Annotated in this window: 13 protein-coding genes; 8 read left to right on the forward strand and 5 right to left on the reverse strand. The window is 68.7% G+C overall.

What is annotated here, in order from left to right:
- Positions 1-7: 7 nt before the first annotated feature.
- The 3 genes from DX914_RS09230 to DX914_RS09240 are packed head-to-tail and all read right to left on the reverse strand — an operon-like array spanning position 8 to position 2,225.
- Positions 8-1,225 carry a PilW family protein gene (locus DX914_RS09230; protein ID WP_115858688.1) on the reverse strand — a complete coding sequence of 406 codons (1,218 nt, stop codon included), beginning with the start codon at positions 1,223-1,225 and terminating at the stop codon, positions 8-10.
- Positions 1,222-1,701 (reverse strand): type IV pilus modification protein PilV, encoded by a 480-nt coding sequence (gene pilV / locus DX914_RS09235; protein ID WP_115858689.1) that lies wholly within the window; start codon positions 1,699-1,701, stop codon positions 1,222-1,224. The genes DX914_RS09230 and pilV overlap by 4 nt, the downstream gene beginning before the upstream one ends.
- Positions 1,698-2,225, reverse strand: a complete 528-nt coding sequence (locus DX914_RS09240; protein ID WP_115858690.1) for a GspH/FimT family pseudopilin — start codon at positions 2,223-2,225, stop codon at positions 1,698-1,700. Before DX914_RS09240 ends, pilV begins: the two co-directional genes overlap by 4 nt.
- A gap of 491 nt (positions 2,226-2,716) precedes the next feature.
- Here DX914_RS09240 and DX914_RS09245 point away from each other — a divergent pair, with 491 nt between their 5' ends.
- The 6 genes from DX914_RS09245 to DX914_RS09270 all read left to right on the forward strand — a co-directional run bounded on the left by DX914_RS09245 (position 2,717) and on the right by DX914_RS09270 (position 9,746).
- Complete coding sequence (locus tag DX914_RS09245) at positions 2,717-3,244, forward strand: GspH/FimT family pseudopilin (RefSeq protein WP_158549226.1); 528 nt, start codon at positions 2,717-2,719, stop codon at positions 3,242-3,244.
- A gap of 174 nt (positions 3,245-3,418) precedes the next feature.
- On the forward strand, positions 3,419-4,282 hold the full coding sequence (locus tag DX914_RS09250; RefSeq protein ID WP_115858692.1) for a CorC family transporter: 864 nt from the start codon (positions 3,419-3,421) through the stop codon (positions 4,280-4,282).
- Between the two features lie 185 nt (positions 4,283-4,467).
- On the forward strand, positions 4,468-5,754 hold the full coding sequence (locus DX914_RS09255; RefSeq protein WP_425480676.1) for a lipoprotein N-acyltransferase Lnb domain-containing protein: 1,287 nt from the start codon (positions 4,468-4,470) through the stop codon (positions 5,752-5,754).
- Between the two features lie 41 nt (positions 5,755-5,795).
- Positions 5,796-6,797, forward strand: coding sequence for a magnesium/cobalt transporter CorA (gene corA / locus DX914_RS09260; RefSeq protein ID WP_115858694.1), 1,002 nt, complete (start codon positions 5,796-5,798; stop codon positions 6,795-6,797).
- Positions 6,798-7,477: 680 nt separating this feature from the next.
- Positions 7,478-9,538, forward strand: a complete 2,061-nt coding sequence (locus DX914_RS09265) for a carbon starvation CstA family protein (RefSeq protein WP_115858695.1) — start codon at positions 7,478-7,480, stop codon at positions 9,536-9,538.
- Positions 9,510-9,746: a YbdD/YjiX family protein gene (locus DX914_RS09270; protein WP_115858696.1), complete on the forward strand. Its 237-nt coding sequence runs from the start codon at positions 9,510-9,512 to the stop codon at positions 9,744-9,746. The genes DX914_RS09265 and DX914_RS09270 overlap by 29 nt, the downstream gene beginning before the upstream one ends.
- A gap of 185 nt (positions 9,747-9,931) precedes the next feature.
- Here the strand turns inward: DX914_RS09270 and DX914_RS09275 are convergent, their stop codons facing one another.
- On the reverse strand, positions 9,932-12,010 hold the full coding sequence (locus DX914_RS09275) for a S9 family peptidase (protein WP_115858697.1): 2,079 nt from the start codon (positions 12,008-12,010) through the stop codon (positions 9,932-9,934).
- A gap of 152 nt (positions 12,011-12,162) precedes the next feature.
- On the opposite strand from DX914_RS09275, the gene DX914_RS09280 reads away from it, so the two are divergent.
- Positions 12,163-13,893 (forward strand): peptide MFS transporter, encoded by a 1,731-nt coding sequence (locus DX914_RS09280; RefSeq protein WP_231118184.1) that lies wholly within the window; start codon positions 12,163-12,165, stop codon positions 13,891-13,893.
- A gap of 208 nt (positions 13,894-14,101) precedes the next feature.
- Entirely contained in the window at positions 14,102-14,737 is a 636-nt protein-coding gene (locus DX914_RS09285; RefSeq protein ID WP_115858698.1) for a hypothetical protein, read from the forward strand.
- A gap of 157 nt (positions 14,738-14,894) precedes the next feature.
- On the opposite strand, the gene DX914_RS09290 is transcribed toward DX914_RS09285, so the two are convergent.
- Entirely contained in the window at positions 14,895-16,622 is a 1,728-nt protein-coding gene (locus DX914_RS09290; protein WP_231118185.1) for an alpha/beta hydrolase family protein, read from the reverse strand.
- Between the last annotated feature and the right edge of the window lie 82 nt (positions 16,623-16,704).

Raw genomic sequence — 16,704 nt, forward strand, 5'->3', positions numbered from 1 at the left:
CGGCTCCTCAGTTGCCGTAGAGGCGGTTACGCAGGGCCACGCTGGATTCGTAGACGCTGCGGTAGCGGCCGTCGGCCGGCGGGGTCACTCGCACGCCCAACACCTGCAACGCGGGCATGGCCGTCTGCGCGACCACGCCCGCGCGCTCGGTGCTGCGGCTGAGGAACGCCACCTGGACCAGGCCCACGCGCCGCCAAACGCGCTTGTCGCTACCGGTCTGCACCGCCTGCGCGACGTTCTGCCGCGCGACATAGCCGGTGGGCGGTTGATCCGGGCTGGTCTGCAAGTCCTGGCCGTAGATCAGCTGCATGTTTTCGATGCCCTCCACCAACGGCTCCGGCGCGCCGCCGACCAGGCCGAGCGCACCGCTGCCGGGCGCCGCGGTGTAACGCGCCCGGTACAGGGTCGGTTCGCCGCCATCGGGACTGAGCGCGACGTAATAGACCTCGCTCTCGGCGCGATACAGGGTGCTGCCTTCCAGCGTTTCGGTAGTCAGATCGCTGCGGTTGAGGCCGGCGCCGGCGACGGTCAACGTGGTGCGGCTGCCGCCGCGCGCGACCGAGGTGGCCTGGAACGGAATCGCGCGCTGGCAGTTGCCGACCGCGAACAGGCCCGGCGCGTCGACGCCGCCGCTGGCCACCAGGCCGTCCCAGCTGGCGGTTTCCACGCTGAGTTCGTTGCCCAGGCTGGACACCACCGTGGCGCCTTCGGCGGAGAAGTAGCGCAACACCACCACGTCGCTGCCGGCCATCGGCGCCGGCGACAAGGCGCTGACATAGGCCGGCAGGGCCGGCGAGCCCGACCAGGTCGCCGCCGCCGGCAGGGTCAGCGCGCCGCCGGGCGCGGTGTTGGCGGCTTCGAAGCCCTGGATGGCGGTGTGGAAATGCAGTTGCTCCGGCGTGGTCTCCAACTGGGCCTCGGTCGGCCAGGTCTGCGCGGCGAACGCGGAACGGAAGCCGCGGTTGGACAGGGACAACAGCCGGCTCTGGTCGGCCACGCAGCCCATATGCCCGGCCATGCGCAGATCGCGCTGCAGGTAGTCCATGGCGAAGCGGCTGTTTTCCTGCACTCGCGCCAGCCCTTCGGACAGTTTGTAGGTGATGCGCGAGGCGTCGAACACCTGCAACAGGCCGATCATCAGGAAGGTCCCCAGGGCCAGGGCCACCATCAGCTCCACCATGCTGAAGCCGGCGGCGTGCGACCGGAACACGTGGGCACGATTCATAGCCGGGTTCCGATGCTGACGCTGCCGTTGCTGTTGGCGCCGACCTCGCCCACCGCGCCGCGCGCGTCGGACCAGCGGATCGTCACCGTCATCTGCGGGCCGGCCAGCACCACGTCGGCGTTGGCGCCGCCGCCCAGCGTGGCGCGCACCTGGCAGCGCCAGCGCGCCATCGACGCGGCCGGCGTCACCACCGCCACCGGGCGCGAGCAGTCGCTGCCGGTCACGCCGCCGAAACTGCCCGCGGTGATCGCGGTGTACTGGGCGGCATAGCTGCGGTTGGCGCGGGCCTGATCGAGCAGGTCGTAGGCCAGGTTGGTGGCCTGGGTGCGCAGGTTCGCGCTTTGCGCGTAGCGCACGCTCAAGGTCTGCAGCATGGCGAATCCGAGCAGGCCCAGTGCGATCACCACCAGCGCGATCAGCACCTCGAGCAAGGTGAAGCCCGCGGCGGCGGCACGACGGCGCGGCGGCGCGCTCATGGGCAGGCCGCCCGTCGCAAGCGCAACTGTCCGGTAGCTGCCAACACGATCCGGCGCACCTGCTCGGCGCCGCTCTGGCATTGCTGAGGCTGCAATACGAACTCGCGCGCATTGCCATCGGCCACGCGGCCGCGCGCGTCGAAGCGGAACTGGGTGGCGCTGCCGGCGTTGGCGCTGGCGCTGAGGTCGACCTGCGCCGGCGCGGGCACGTAGCGCATCACCTCATCGCCAGCGGGCGCGCCGTCCGCGTTGCGATCGGTCCATACGATCCAGCCCTTGCTCCAGTCGCCGCCGCAGCGCAGTCCGTCCTCGCTGGTGCACACGCGTCCGCCTTGCGGGCTGCGCAGCGCCTCGCTGCGGGCCAGGCTCATGGTGGCGATCAGTTCGTTGGCCGAGGTCGCCACGCGGTTGGAACGCAGGCTGTCCTGGAAACTCGGCCAGGCCCAGGCCAACAGTATCGCGACGATCGAAATCGCGATCAGCAGTTCCACCAGCGTGAAGCCTTGCGATCGCTGCGCATGCATGCCCTGTCTCCTTGCGGAATCGGGCGAATGCTAACCACGCTACCGCCGACGCCCGCATGTTTATGCGGACGAATGGCGCTCGATACGGGACGAGCGGAATGCGCCTCACTTTAGTTGATGACGCTTGCTGTAATTCACTGCACAAAAGCGCACAAGACACGGATTTTTCCGTGGTTTTCCTACTTTCAGTGCCTGATCGGTGCCCTGTGGTCTGGCATATGGATGCCATAGGCATATCCGGTACGCGTTCGTTGTGATCGAAGCGTGCTGCATTCGGTTTTGCGGCGCGCGCAAGGCCACGGATGGCTTCGTTTTGTCCGACAGGAGCGCATGCAGACTATCGGCCGTCATCGTCACGCCCACTCGATGGCCGCCCCGCGATGCCGCAACGGCGTTCCGCGGCGTTTCCCGACACAGGCGCGCGTTGTTTTCCTACGGCCAGCGCACCGCGGCCGGATGACACTGGCCGCCTGCCCGCAACGGAGTACGCCATGCATCGGACGCGTGGAATCACCCTGATCGAAGCCGTCATCGCGCTGTTCCTGGCCGCCACGCTGATCGCGTTGGCCGTGCCCACCTTCGCCCGCAGCCTGCAACGCGCGCGCATCGGCCAGGTGCAGATGGCGATGAGCGAGAGTTTCATGACCTCCGCCCGCACCGCCGTCGGTGGCGGCTGCGCGACGGTGCTATGCCCCTTGGCGGGCGAGGGTTGCGCCGACAACGCGGACTGGAGCCGGGGCTGGATGGTCTACGCCGACGTCGACGGCGACCGCAGCTACAGCCGCGCGGACGTGTTGGTACAGCGCACGCCGCCGTTGCGCGGGCTGCGCCTGCGCAGCACCGATGGCCGCCGCCGCGTGGTGTTCCAGACCGACGGCGGCAACGAAGGCAGCAACCTCACCTTCACGGTCTGCGCCGAAGGCGGCGGCGAGGCCGGATCGCTGGTCCTGTCCAACGCCGGCCGCTTCCGGCTGGCGCCGCCGAGCCCGGACCAGCGCCGGAGTTGCGAGGACGCCTGAGCCGGCGCGGCGGCGCAGCGCCGCTAGGCCGCGCTCACGCCTGCGGGGAGCGGCGATGGCCGCCGAACGGCGCCCAGACGCCTCTGGGCGGCCCCTTCCGCGGCCTTCCATACGGGGTTCCGGGTTAGACTGGCCGCCTCGCCCCTCCCCCGAGGGGCGCTTAGCATGCATCGAATGTCCGAGGACGACAGTAGTAACCACACCGAACAACCCGAGAAACGGCGCTCCTGGCTGGAGCGGATCAGCTCGGCGCTCTCCGGCGAGCCCACCACTCGGGAAGACCTGGTCGAACTGCTGCGCGACGCCCAGGCCGACGGCCTGATCGCCGCAGACACCCTGCGCATGATGGAAGGCGCCATCGCGGTGTCGGACCTGACCGTGGGCGACGTGATGATCCCGCGCTCGCAGATGGTGGTGTTGCCGGCCGACGGCAAGTTCCTGGACCTGATGAAGCGCGTGGTCGAGTCCGGCCATTCGCGCTTCCCGGTACACGGCGACGACAAGGACGAGATCCTGGGCGTGCTGCTGGCCAAGGACCTGCTGCGCGGGGTGGTCGCCGACAACGGCCCCGGCAGCATCCACGAGCTGCTGCGCCCGGCGGTGCTGATCCCCGAATCCAAGCGCCTGGACGTGTTGCTGCGCGAGTTCCGCCAGTCGCGCAACCACATGGCCATCGTCATCGACGAGCACGGCGGCGTGGCCGGCCTGCTGACCATCGAGGACGTGCTGGAGCAGATCGTCGGCGAGATCGACGACGAGCACGACGACGCCGAAGACCCCAACGCGCTGATCGCCGCGCAGGCCGACGGCCAGTACGTGGTGGACGCGCTGACCCCCATCGCCGACTTCAACGAGCGCTTCGGCGCCGACTTCGACGACGACGAGTACGACACCATCGGCGGCCTGGTCACCGCGGCCATCGGCCATCTGCCCGAAGCCGGCGAGGAACTGACCCTGGGCCGCTTCGTGTTCCGCGTGGCCAGCGCCGACGCGCGCCGCGTGCACGCCTTCCACGTCGGCGTGCTCAGCGCCGACTGAGCGGCGCCGTCCCTGGGGTAGGAGCGGCGTAAGCCGCGATCGCCTGCCCGATACGCTGCCCAGCCTCGAGCGCCAGCGCATGGCCATCGAGGCCGAGCGCCGCGCCTGCTGTCGCCACACCCCACGCATGTGCCGTCATCCGGCCGCCGCTTAGAATGGCCCGTCCCCAAGACCGGCCGCCCGCCTTGAATCCGATCCGCCGTGCCACGCCCCGCTCCGCCGTCCTGCTCGCGCTGTGGCTGTGTGCCGCCCTCGCCTTCCTGACCGCGCCTGCCCTGGCCGCAGCGCAGACCGCGCAAACCGCGTCAGCCGATACGACGGGTACCGCCGCGCCCGCGCAAACGCCGTCTGCGAGCGCGGCGCCCGCCACCACCGTCCCGCGCATCGGCGTGGCCACCATGCAGCCCGGCGAGATCTTCTGGGAACGCTTCGGACACGACGCCCTGGTGGTGCTGGACCCGGGCACCGGCGCGGCCATCTCCTACAACTTCGGCTTCTTCGATCCCGAGGAACCGGACTTCGTCGGCCGCTTCATGCGCAACGACATGCGCTACCGCCTGGCTGCGCTGCCGTTCGAGCAGGACCTGGCGCTGTACCGCGAGGAAGGCCGCGGCGTGTCGATCCAGTGGCTGGACCTGGACGACGATCAGGCGCGCACGCTGGCCGCGTCGCTGGCCGAGAACGCCAAGCCCGAGAACGCCTATTACCGCTACCAGTACTTCGACGACAACTGCTCCACCCGCGTGCGCGACGCCATCGACCGCGCCCTGGGCGGAGCGCTGCGCCGGCAGATCGAAGGCCGTTCGCGCGGCAACACCCTGCGCGGCGAAGCGGTGCGGCTGGCCTCGCCGGCGCCGTGGATGTGGCTGGGCTTCGACATCGGCCTGGGCGCGGCGGCCGACAAGCCGCTGCCGGTCTGGGGCGAGGCCTACGTGCCCATGCGCCTGGCCGCGGCGCTGCGCGAAGTCAAGAACACCCAGGGGCGGCCGCTGGTGCTGTCGGAGCAGGAGATCCTGCCCCACCGCATCGCCCCCGAGCCGGCCGAAACGCGGCGCAACTGGGTGCGCTGGGCCGCCTTCGGCGTGGTCCTGGGCTTGGCCCTGGCCGGCCTGGGCCGGCGCCGTCCGCGCGTGCTCGCGGCGCTGGCGCTGGCGCTGTGGACCCTGTGCGGCATCCTGGCCGCGCTGATGCTGTTCATCTGGTTCGGCACCGGCCACACCTATGGCTGGGGCAACCAGAACCTGCTGTTGTTCAACCCGCTGTGCTGGCTGCTGTGGCTGGGCGGCTGGCGCATCCTGCGCGGCCGCGAGGCCGGCCCCTGGTTCCAGCGGCTGCTGCTGACGGTGGCCGCCTGCGCGGTGCTGGCGCTGTTCCTGCACGGCCTGCCGACCCAGCCGCAGCGCAACGCGCACTGGATCGCGCTGATGCTGCCGCTGCACCTGGGCCTGCTGCTGGGCCTGCGCAAGCGCTGAATGCCCGCTGCGGCTTGCCGCGACGGGCGCGCACGGGCACGATGCGCGCAATGAAGGATCCCAGCCTGCCCCAGTGCGTGATCAACTGCGCCGCCTACGACCGCAACGGCGTGCGCCGCGACATCAGCCTGGACCGGATCAGCGACGTGCTCGCGGTCGACGACGGCAGCTTCGTCTGGGTTGGCCTGTACGAGCCCGACGAGGGCATCCTGGAAAAATTGCAGGAAGAGTTCTGCCTGCACGATCTGGCCATCGAGGACGCGCATAACGCGCACCAGCGGCCCAAGATCGAAAGCTACGGCAATTCGCTGTTCATCGTGGTCCACACCGCGCAGACCGTGGACAGCCACATCCGCTTCGGCGAGACCCACCTGTTCGTTGGCCCGCGCTACCTGGTGACCGTGCGTCACGGCGCGTCCAGCAGCTACGCCGCCGCGCGCACGCGCCTGGAGCGCGAGTCCGAGGAACTGCGCCACGGACCGGCCTCGGCGCTGTACGTGGTGCTGGACATGGTGGTGGACAACTTCACCCCGATCGTCGACGAGTTCAGCCAGGAGCTCAACGCCCTGGAAAAGGACGTGTTCGCCGAGGACTTCCGCAAGGGCACGGTGGAGAAGCTGTACGACCTCAAGCGCGAGCTGACCCGGCTGCGCATGGCGGTGGCGCCGCTGCAGGACATCCTGGGCCAGCTGGCGCGCTCGCGCAGTTCGCTGATCGACGAGGAAAGCCAGCTCTACTTCCGCGACGTGCTCGACCACGCCGTGCGCATCAACGAAACCACCGACACCCTGCGCGAAATGCTGACCGCGGCGATGAGCGTGAACCTGTCGCTGGTGACCATCCGCCAGGGCGAGGTGGTCAAGCGCCTGGCCGGCTGGGCCGCGCTGCTGGCCGCGCCGACCCTGATCGCCAGTTGGTACGGCATGAACTTCAAGCACATGCCGGAACTGGCGGGCGAGCACAGCTACTGGATCATGATCGGCGCCACCATCACCGTCTGCGTGGTGCTGTTCGGCTTCCTGCGCCGGGCGAAGTGGCTGTAGCCGCGACGCAGCCCGCTTTGGGGAGGAGCGGCGCCAGCCGCGACCGCGCAAATACGCAAGCCGGCGTGTGCCGGATAGGCACGATGCACTTACATGCTCAGGCGCCGGCGAGAACGTCGACCCAGGCGCGTGCCGACGCCCCCAAGATCACGGTCGCGGCTCACGCCGCTCCTACCCCACAGCACGGCTTGTCCGCCTTCCGTGGGAGCGACGTGAGTCTGCGTGGTGCTGTTCGGCTTCCTGCGCCGGGCGAAGTGGCTGTAGCCGCCACGCACGCAGCCCGCTTTGGGGTAGGAGCGGCGCAAGCCGCGACCGCGGCAATACGCGGGCCGGCGTGTGCAGGATGGGCACGATGCACGCACATGTTCAGGCGTTGGCGAGAACGTCGACCCAGGCGCGTGCCGACGCCCCCCAAGATCACGGTCGCGGCTGACGCCGCTCCTACCCCACAGCAGGGCATGTCCGCCTTCTGTGGGAGCGACGTGAGTCGCGATGGAACCTCGGGACTAGATCGCGGCTCATGCCGCTCCCGCAGAGACAGCAAAGCGCGGCCGTCCGCCCTGCTGAACAGCCCCAGGCACCACACCGTACGACCAAAGTACTAGCCGCTATGCGGCGCTGCGCATTGACCCCGGGCGGACCCAGGGGCGACGCTGCTACGGTCCATACGGAGGCGCGTCATGAAAGGTCTGTCCTGGCTCGGTTGGGGCCTGCTCGCGGTGTTGGCGGCGTTCTGCCTGGGAACGATCGCGCTGAACCGCGGCGAGTCGATCAGCGCGATGTGGCTGGTGGTCGCGGCGGTGTGCACCTTCACCGTGGCCTACCGCTTCTACGGGCGCTACATCGCCCAGCGCGCGCTGATGGTCGACGGCCGCCGCGCCACCCCGGCCTGGCGCCGCAACGACGGCCTGGACTACGTGCCCACCGAGAAGAGCGTGGTGTTCGGCCACCACTTCGCCGCGATCGCCGGTGCCGGCCCGCTGGTGGGCCCGGTGCTGGCCGCGCAGATGGGTTACCTGCCCGGCACCTTGTGGATCCTGTTCGGCGTGGTCATGGCCGGCGCGGTCCAGGACATGCTGGTGCTGTTCTTCTCCACCCGCCGCGACGGCCGCTCGCTGGGCGAGATGATCCGCGCCGAGATGGGCCCGGCCGCGGGCGTGATCTCGATGATCGGCATCCTGATGATCATGGTGATCCTGCTGGCGGTGCTGGCGCTGGTCGTGGTCAAGGCGCTGGCGGAAAGCCCCTGGGGCACCTTCACCGTGGCCATGACCATTCCCATCGCGATCCTGATGGGCGTGTACCTGCGCTACTTCCGCCCGGGCCGCATCCTGGAGGTCTCGATCATCGGCTTCGTCCTGCTGCTGCTGGCGATCTGGCTGGGCGGCCAGGTCGCCGCGCACCCGACCTGGGGCGAGGTCTTCCACCTCAAGGGCACCACCCTGGCCTGGCTGATGATCGGCTACGGCTTCATCGCCTCGGTGCTGCCGGTGTGGTTCCTGCTGGCGCCGCGCGACTACCTGTCCACCTTCCTCAAGATCGGCACCGTGCTGGTGCTGGCGCTGGCCATCGTGATCGCCGCGCCGCATCTGCAGATGCCGGCCATCACGCCCTTCGTCGACGGCACCGGTCCGGTGTTCTCGGGCAAGCTGTTCCCGTTCCTGTTCATCACCATCGCCTGCGGCGCGGTGTCGGGCTTCCACTCGCTGATTTCCTCCGGCACCACGCCCAAGATGATCTCCAGCGAAGCCGACGTGCGCCTGGTCGGCTACGGCGGCATGCTGATGGAGGCCTTCGTCGCGATCATGGCGCTGATCGCCGCCTGCGTGCTGCAGCCGGGCGTGTACTTCGCGATGAACGCGCCGGCCGCGCTGATCGGCACCACCGCCGAGTCCGCGGCCACCGCGATCTCCAACTGGGGCTTCGTCGTCACCCCGGACATGCTGACCATGACCGCCAAGGAGATCGGCGAGAGCACCATCCTCTCGCGCACCGGCGGCGCGCCGACGCTGGCGGTGGGCATGGCCCAGATCCTGCACGGGCTGATTCCGGGCGACGGCATGATGGCGTTCTGGTACCACTACGCGATCCTGTTCGAAGCGCTGTTCATCCTGACCACGATCGACGCCGGCACGCGCGTGGCCCGCTTCATGATCCAGGAACTGATCGGCCTGGCCTACGCACCGTTCCAGCGCACCGACAGCTGGGTGGCCAATATCGGCAGCACCTTGCTGGCGGTGGCCATGTGGGGCTACTTCCTGTACCAGGGCGTGGTCGATCCGCTGGGCGGCATCAACACCCTGTGGCCGCTGTTCGGCATCGCCAACCAGATGCTGGCGGGCATGGCGCTGGTGTTCTGCACCGTGGTGATGGTGAAGATGAAGCGCGAGAAGTACCTGTGGATCCCGCTGATCCCCACCGCCTGGCTGCTGGTATGCACGCTGACCGCGGGCTGGCAGAAGCTGTTCGATCCCAACCCCAAGATCGGCTTCATCGCCAATGCGCGCAAGTTCGCCGACGCGGCCGCGCGCGGCGAGGTGCTGGCGCCGGCCAAGTCGGTGGAGGAAATGCAGCGGGTGGTGTTCAACAACTACGTCGACGCCGGCCTGACCGCGCTGTTCGTGGCGGTGGTGATCGCCACGGTGTTCTTCGGCCTGCGCGCGGCGTTCGCGGCGCGACGCAATCCGGTCGCCACCGCCAAGGAGAGCGACTATGTCGCGCTGGAAACGCTGGCTCGCTGAAGCGGCCGCGCTGACGGTTCGCGGCTTGCGCGCGTGGTGGCGCGCGGCCGCGCAGACCGCGCGCCTGGCCATCGGCATCCCCGATTACGACGTATACGTGGAACACATGCGCCGCACCCATCCGGAGCTACCGCCGATGGATCGGGACGCGTTCTTCCACGAGCGCATGATGGCGCGTTACGGCAAGGGCCGGTCGCGCTGTTGTTGATGCGCTTTTGCCTCCCCCTTTGGAAAAGGGGGATTGAGGGGGATTTGCTTTGCTGCGCGCCACGCCATTGCGACCTGAAAGCAAATCCTCCCCAACCCTCCTTTTTCAAAGGAGGGAGCTAAAAGCAAAGGGCCGCCCATGAGGCGGCCCTTTGCATGTCGGCGGCGGCCCCTCAGGACCACCGCTTACTGTCCAATATGCTGCTTCAACCAGCCGTTGACCGTGTCGTGCCACAGCACGCTGTTCTGCGGCTTGAGCACCCAGTGGTTCTCGTCGGGGAAATACAGGAACTTGGACTCGATGCCCTGGCGCTGCAGCGCGGTGAACGCGGCGATGCCCTGCTCGACCGGAATGCGGAAGTCCTGCTGGCCGTGCACCACCAGCATCGGCACGCGCCACTTGTCCACGTAGTTGACCGGGTTGAAGCGCTCGTAGTTCTTCGGCACCGCGTAGGGCGTGCCGCCCTGCTCCCACTCGGTGAACCACAGCTCCTCGGTGGCGTAGCCCATCATGCGCTGGTCGAAAACGCCGTCGTGGTTGACCAGACACTTCCAGGGCTGGTTCCAGTTGCCGGCGATCCAGTTGACCATGAAGCCGCCGTAGGACGCGCCCAGCGCGCAGGCCTTGTCGCCGTTGAGGAAGGAATACTTCTTCTGCGCCGCGGCCCAGCCCTTCTGCAGGTCTTCCAGCGGGCGGTCGCCCCAATGCTGGCTGATCGCGTCGGTGAAGGCCTGGCCGTAGCCGGTGGAACCGTGGAAGTCGATCATCACCACCGCATAGCCCTGGCCCGCGTAGGTCTGCGGGTTCCAGCGGTAGCTCCAGCCATCGCCGAAGCTGCCCTGCGGGCCGCCGTGGATCAGGAACGCCACCGGATACTTCTGCCCTTCCTGGTAGTTCCAGGGCTTGACCACGTAGCCGTACACGGTGTCGCCGTTCCAGCCCTTGAACGAGAACTGCTCGTACTCGCCGAAACTCACGTCCTTGAGCATTTCGCCGGCGCTGGGCGTGATCGCGCGCTCCGGCGCGCCGTCGATGCCGCCGACGAAGATCTGATCGCCGCTCTTGAGGCTGTTGCGGGTGAAGGCCAGGGTCGGGCCGGCGCGGGTCACCGAGGACACGCTGCCGTCGCCGATCAGGCGGGTCACGCTGCCGTCGTCGACGCCGATGCCGAACAGCGGCAGCTGGCCCAGTTCCTGCGCCGTGGTGTAGATCGTCTTGCCGTCCTTGGACAGCAGGATGCCCTCGGCCGAGCGATCCCACTTGGGCGCGATCTCGCGGCGCTGGCCGCTGGCCAGGTCCAGCGCCATCAGGCCGAAGCGGTCGGCCTCGAAGCCCGGGCGCTTCATCGCGCGGTAGTACAGGGTCTTGCCGTCCTGACTGAACACCGGGCCGGCGTCCCAGGCGGGGTTGGCGGCGGTGAGGTTCTGCGCCGCGCCGCTGCCGTCGGCGCGCACGCGGTACAGGTCGAAGTTGGTCGACCAGGGTTCCTTGGCATCGGCCTGGCGCGCGCCGACCACCAGGGTCTCGCCGTCCGGCGCCCAGGTGTATTCGCCGCTGTCGCCGAACGGGCGCGAGGGCACGTCGCCGACGATGTCGGCGCCGACCAGGATGGCGCTGGCCACCGGCTTGACCACGCCCTGCTTGTTGGCGCTGGGCAGGGTGGCCACGAACAAACGATTCAGGCGGCCGTCGTTCCAGGCATCCCAGTGGCGGATGAACATGCGGTCGAAGACCACGCCGGTGGCCTTGCTCGCGCCGCGCTCGTCCATGCGCTTCTTGCTGCAGGACAGGTCGGCCGCGCAGTCGGCGAAGGCCTCGGCGTTGAAGGCCACGCGCTTGCCGTCGGGCGAGAGCTGGTAGCCGCCCACGTCGGCGGCGAAGGCGGTCAGCTGCTTGGGCGTGCCGCCGGTGGCCGGGATCGAGTACAGCTGCTGGCTGCCGGACTTGGCGCTGAGGAAGTACACGGTGCGGCCGTCGGGCGAGAAGGCCGGCGAATTCACGCTCCAGCCGGCCGGGGTCAGCGGCTGCGGCGGCGCCGCGTCGCGCGCGAACAGGTCTTCCACGTACAGGCCGGTGGCGGACTTGTTGGCGGCGAAATCGACCTTGCGCTTGGCGAACACCAGGCGGCGGCCGTCCGGCGACAGGGTCGGCGAGGACACGCGGTCCAGGGTGGCCAGATCGCGCGCTTCCAGGCCGCGCGCATCGGCGGCGGCGGGCAGCGCGGCCGCGATCAGCAGCGGCAGGACGGCGTGACGCAGGTTCATAGGAGCTCCGGGCGGGACCAAAACGCCGATGGTAGGGGCCGGGCGGCGCGCCCGCAAAGGCCGGCGGTCATCCCCGCGCCGGGGCCGGCGGCCGCGCCGGCGCCGCTATACTCCGTCGATTGTCCCGAAAGCCCTCCTTCCGGAGCCCCGTAGTGACCGTACCCGCTACCGCATCATCGCCGGCTTCCGGCGAGTTCTTCGGCCATCCCAAGGGCCTGTACGTCTGCTTCTTCACCGAAATGTGGGAGCGCTTCTCCTTCTACGGCATGAAGGCGCTGCTGCTGCTGTACCTGCTGAAGTACCACCTGTTCACCGACGACGCCGGCTACGACCTGCTCGGCGCCTACGGCGGCCTGGTCTACGCCATGCCGGTGATCGGCGGCCTGCTCGCCGACCGCTACCTGGGCATGCGCAAAGCGGTGGTGCTGGGCGGCGTGCTGCTGGTGCTGGGCCATTTGGGCATGGCCTTCGAGGGTCACGCCGCCACCCGCCTGGCCGACGGTACGGTCCAGCGCGACGAGGGCGCGCTGCAGATCTTCTACCTGTCGCTGGCGCTGATCATCATGGGCGTGGGCTTCCTCAAGCCCAACATCTCCACCATCGTCGGCAAGCTCTACCCCGAGAACGACCCGCGCCGCGATTCGGGCTTCACCCTGTTCTACGCCGGCATCAACGTGGGCGCGATGTTCGCCAGCCTGATCTGCGCGTTCCTGGGCGAGACCTACGGCTGGAAGTACGGCTTCGGCGCCGCCGGCGTGGGCATGGTGGCCGGCCTGATCATGTTCATCTGGGGCCAGAAGTACCTGCACGGCCATGCCGAACCGGCCAACCCCGCGCTGCTGCGCGAGCGCATCGCCGGCCTGCCGCGCGAGTGGTGGATCTACCTGGGCTCGTTCGCCGGCGTGGCCGTGGTCTGGCTGCTGATCCAGCGCACCGACACCGTGCACGGCGCCATGCACCTGATCGCCGCCGGCTTCGGCCTGTGGTTCGTGTACTTCCTGGTCACCCAATGCGACAAGGTGCAGCGCGAACAGATGATCTCGCTGCTGCTGATGATCATCGGCGTGCTGGTGTTCTTCACCCTGTACGAGCAGACCTACGGCAGCTGGATCACCTTCAGCGACCGCCTGCTGACCAAGGACATGTTCCCCAGCCTCAGCGGAGTCAGCGCCAGCGCCCTGCCGTGGTCGCTGTTCCTGCTGGCGGCCAGCCCGTTCCTGATGATCGCCGCGCTCAAGGCCAGCGATCGCGGCAACGCCGGCCTGGCCCGGACCATGGTCGTGCTGCTGGGCCTGGGCCTGGCCGTGGCCTGCTTCCACGACGTGGTGCTCAAGCCGCAGACCGCCGGTTCGCTGACCTTCCTGGGTTCGTTCTTCATCATCGTGCTGTCGCCGATCTTCGCCTGGCTGTGGCCGTGGCTGGAGCGGCGCGGGCTCAATCCCAGCAAGCCGGCCAAGATCGCCATCGGCCTGATCGTGGCGGGCCTGGCCTTCGTGCCGCTGATGCTGGCCGCGCAGGCCACCGCCGGTGGCGCGATGGCCAGCGTGTGGTGGCTGGTGCTGGCCTACTTCGTGCTCGAGGTCGGCGAGATGTGCCTGTCGCCGATCGGCCTGTCCGCGGTCACCCAGCTGTCGGTGGCGCGCGTGGTCGGCCTGATGATGGGCGGCTTCTGGCTGGCCACGGCCTACTCGGAAGTGCTGGCCGCGCAGTTCGGCAAGCTGGCCTCGCTGGACCTGCCCGAGGGCGCCGCGGTCGATTTCGCCGTGGCCAGCGCCAAGTACGGCGAGTTGTTCCAGCTGATGATGTGGATCGGCATCGGCTCGGGCGTGCTGTACTTCCTGATCTCGCCGTTGCTGCGCCGGTGGATGCACGGGGTGAAGTGAGGCCCGGCACCGTCGAACAGAGAAAGGGCGCCTTGCGGCGCCCTTTCTTTTTGCGTGGTCTCCTGCGGCCGGTTTGTGCTCGCGGTCACCCTTCCTATGCCCGCGAGGATTTGCCGTGCACTTGGCTCGCCGTTCGACCCGTGCCTAAGCTCGAAGCGCCGGCCGCCGGCCGGCGTCTTATGGATTCAGGGGAACTCAAGGAGGAAACATGCAACTGCGCATCATCGTGGCCGCACTGGCGGTCTGCGGCAGCCTTACCGGGTGCGACGTATCCGGCACGGTCGGCGTGACCCGCCAGGAAGTGGACGGCCCAACGGGCCATAGCGAAACCACCACCGTCACCGGCAGCATCACCTTCACCCGCAAGGGCGGCGCCAGCAGCAACCGCTTCGCGGCTTTCAGCGGCAGCAGCGGCGTCGACGTGTCCGACATCGCGATCGACATCACCGGCCAGCGCACCGCCGTGCTCGACGGCTTCGGTACCGGCACCTTGCTGGTCAAGCAGGGCGGCAGCGTGATCGGATCGACGCCCTTCCAGTACGCGGTGGCCGATTCGATGGCGGTGGTCGCCGACCCGGCGACGGTCAACGCCTGGCTGGCCAACTTCCCGACGGCAGACGGCTACGACGTGGAATTGCCCGACATCGGTACCGTCGATACGGAACAAGGCACGGCCTCGCTCACCGTCGAAACCTTGTACGGCACGACCGTGGTGTCCACCGGCAGCACGTCCTGGACTTCCAGCGCCGGCAGCGGCTGCACGCCGCCGGGCGGGAACGACGGCAATCCGATTCCCGAGCAGCCGATCGAACTGCCGGGCGAAGGCGGCGTTTGCAATCCCTGATCGCCGACGGCGGCAGCCCGCAGGGTGCCGCCCTGGCAGCGTGAAGCAATGCCACGCAGCTAGCGACGAAAACGCGCGAGGGCCGGCTTCGCAGCCGGCCCTCGCGTGACTCGATACCTGGCTGGAACGACCGGCTTCCGCGCCGTTCGCCCGTTCCTTACTTCGCGGCAGCCGGTTTGCCCGCCGGCGCCGCCGCGGTCTGGCCGCCGAGGTGGCGGCTCAGGAAGGCCAGCAAACGCGTGTAGTACTCGCGCCGGTGCGCCTCGGTATAGAAGCCGTGGCCCTCGGTGTCGTAGTACAGGGTCTCGACCGGCGTGCCGGCCTTGATCAGCGCGCGCTCCATGCCCTTGCTGTGCTCGATCGGCGCGCGCTCGTCCTCACCGCCCGCGGCCAGGAACACCGGCACCTTGATCCGGTCGGCCAGGCGGTTGGGCGATACCGCGGCGAGCTTGGCCGGATCGCCGATCCACTCGCGCAGGTAGGTCTCGCCGGAACCGCGGCGCTGGATGTCGCCGGTCTTGAACATGGCCGGCAAGTCGTAGACGCCGACATAGCCGGCGGCGCACTTGTACAGGCCCTGCTCCTTGGCCACGCCCATCAGCGCCGCGTAAGCGCCATAGCTGGCGCCGTAGATGCAGATGCGATCCTTGTCGGCGACGCCCTGCTGGATCGCCCAGCGGGTCGCGTCGGTCAGATCGTCCTGCATCTTGCCGCCCCACTCGCCCGCGCCGGCGTCGGTGAAGGCACGGCCGTAGCCGCCGGAGCCGCGGAAATCCAGCTGCAGCACCGCATAACCCGCCGCCGCCAGCATCTGCGAATCGTCGTCGAAGCTCCAGGACTCGCGGATGCCGAACGGCCCGCCGTGCGGCAGCACCACCATCGGCAGGTTCTTGCCCGCGCTGCCGTTGGGCACGGTCAGATAACCGTGTAGTTCCAGGCCGTCGCGGGCCTTGAGCGCGATGCCGCGCTTGTCGGCCATTTCCGCCGGATCGAACCAATCGCGCCGGCTGAGCAGATGGCTGGCTTTTTTGGCCACCGTGTCGAACAGGAAGAAATCGCCCGGGCTGCGCGCGCTGGAGGTTTCGATCAGGGCCAGACGGCCGTCGCTGCTGCTCGAGGTGATGCGCACCGCGTCGCCGCCGAACGCCGCCTCCAGGCTGCGGTAGAGCTTGGCCTCCGGCGCGCTGTCGTCGAAGAAGCGCGTAGTGCGCTTGCCGTCGATGAAGAACGCGCCCACCGGCACCGACGTGCCGTTGCGATAGATGTAGCCACTGGGATCGACCTTGGCGTCGCGCAGGATCTCCTTGCGGGTCTTGCTGGCGATGTCGTAGGCCACGATCGCATCCGGGCCGCTCTTGCGCTCGGCGGTGAAATAGGCCGTCTTGTCGTCGGCAGAGAAACCCACCGGAATTTCCAGGCCCTGATCGTTCTCGGCGCCGATCATCTCCCACTCGGCGCCGTCGCCGGCTCGGTAGTACAGCTTGCGTACGTTGTCGGTGCCGTAGCCCAGCGCGAAGCGGACCACGCCCTGGTTGTCGGTGACGAAATCGGCGTTGCGCACCGGCGCGCGCGCGAGCTGCTGGCGGCGGCCGCTAATCACGTCCAACCGGTCGGCGCGGGTGAACGGATCGTCGGTGAACGGCGACACCGAGATCACGATGTTCTTGTCGTCCGCGGGCAGGTCGTCGACCAGGAAGGCCGCGATCTGTTCGACCTTCTTGGGCTGGATCTTGGTGCCGAGGCCGGCGCCCTGCACGCTCTGTCCGACCAGCAGACCGGGCTGGGTACCGTCGGCATTGATCGCGTACAGATTGCCGTCCAGCAACGGCTGGTCCAGCGAGCCGATCTTGCGCGACATGCTGATGACCACGCGCTCCGGGCTCACCCACCAGAAGCCGGCGACATGGGTGTTCTTTTCCAGCCGGAAGTTGGCCGTGACCTTGTTGTCGGAGCGGCGGATGATCGCC

Origin of the sequence: Lysobacter silvisoli, assembly GCF_003382365.1 — a bacterium.
In the GTDB taxonomy this organism is placed as follows: Bacteria; Pseudomonadota; Gammaproteobacteria; order Xanthomonadales; family Xanthomonadaceae; genus Lysobacter; species Lysobacter silvisoli.

Coding starts and splice junctions, on each gene's coding strand:
- DX914_RS09275 (WP_115858697.1), bottom strand. CDS start 12,010: ATGAACCTGCGTCACGCCGTCCTGCCGCTGCTGATCGCGGCCGCGCTG.
- DX914_RS09250 (WP_115858692.1), top strand. CDS start 3,419: ATGTCCGAGGACGACAGTAGTAACCACACCGAACAACCCGAGAAACGG.
- DX914_RS09265 (WP_115858695.1), top strand. CDS start 7,478: ATGAAAGGTCTGTCCTGGCTCGGTTGGGGCCTGCTCGCGGTGTTGGCG.
- DX914_RS09245 (WP_158549226.1), top strand. CDS start 2,717: ATGCATCGGACGCGTGGAATCACCCTGATCGAAGCCGTCATCGCGCTG.
- DX914_RS09230 (WP_115858688.1), bottom strand. CDS start 1,225: ATGAATCGTGCCCACGTGTTCCGGTCGCACGCCGCCGGCTTCAGCATG.
- corA (WP_115858694.1), top strand. CDS start 5,796: ATGCGCGCAATGAAGGATCCCAGCCTGCCCCAGTGCGTGATCAACTGC.
- DX914_RS09270 (WP_115858696.1), top strand. CDS start 9,510: ATGTCGCGCTGGAAACGCTGGCTCGCTGAAGCGGCCGCGCTGACGGTT.
- DX914_RS09240 (WP_115858690.1), bottom strand. CDS start 2,225: ATGCATGCGCAGCGATCGCAAGGCTTCACGCTGGTGGAACTGCTGATC.
- pilV (WP_115858689.1), bottom strand. CDS start 1,701: ATGAGCGCGCCGCCGCGCCGTCGTGCCGCCGCCGCGGGCTTCACCTTG.
- DX914_RS09285 (WP_115858698.1), top strand. CDS start 14,102: ATGCAACTGCGCATCATCGTGGCCGCACTGGCGGTCTGCGGCAGCCTT.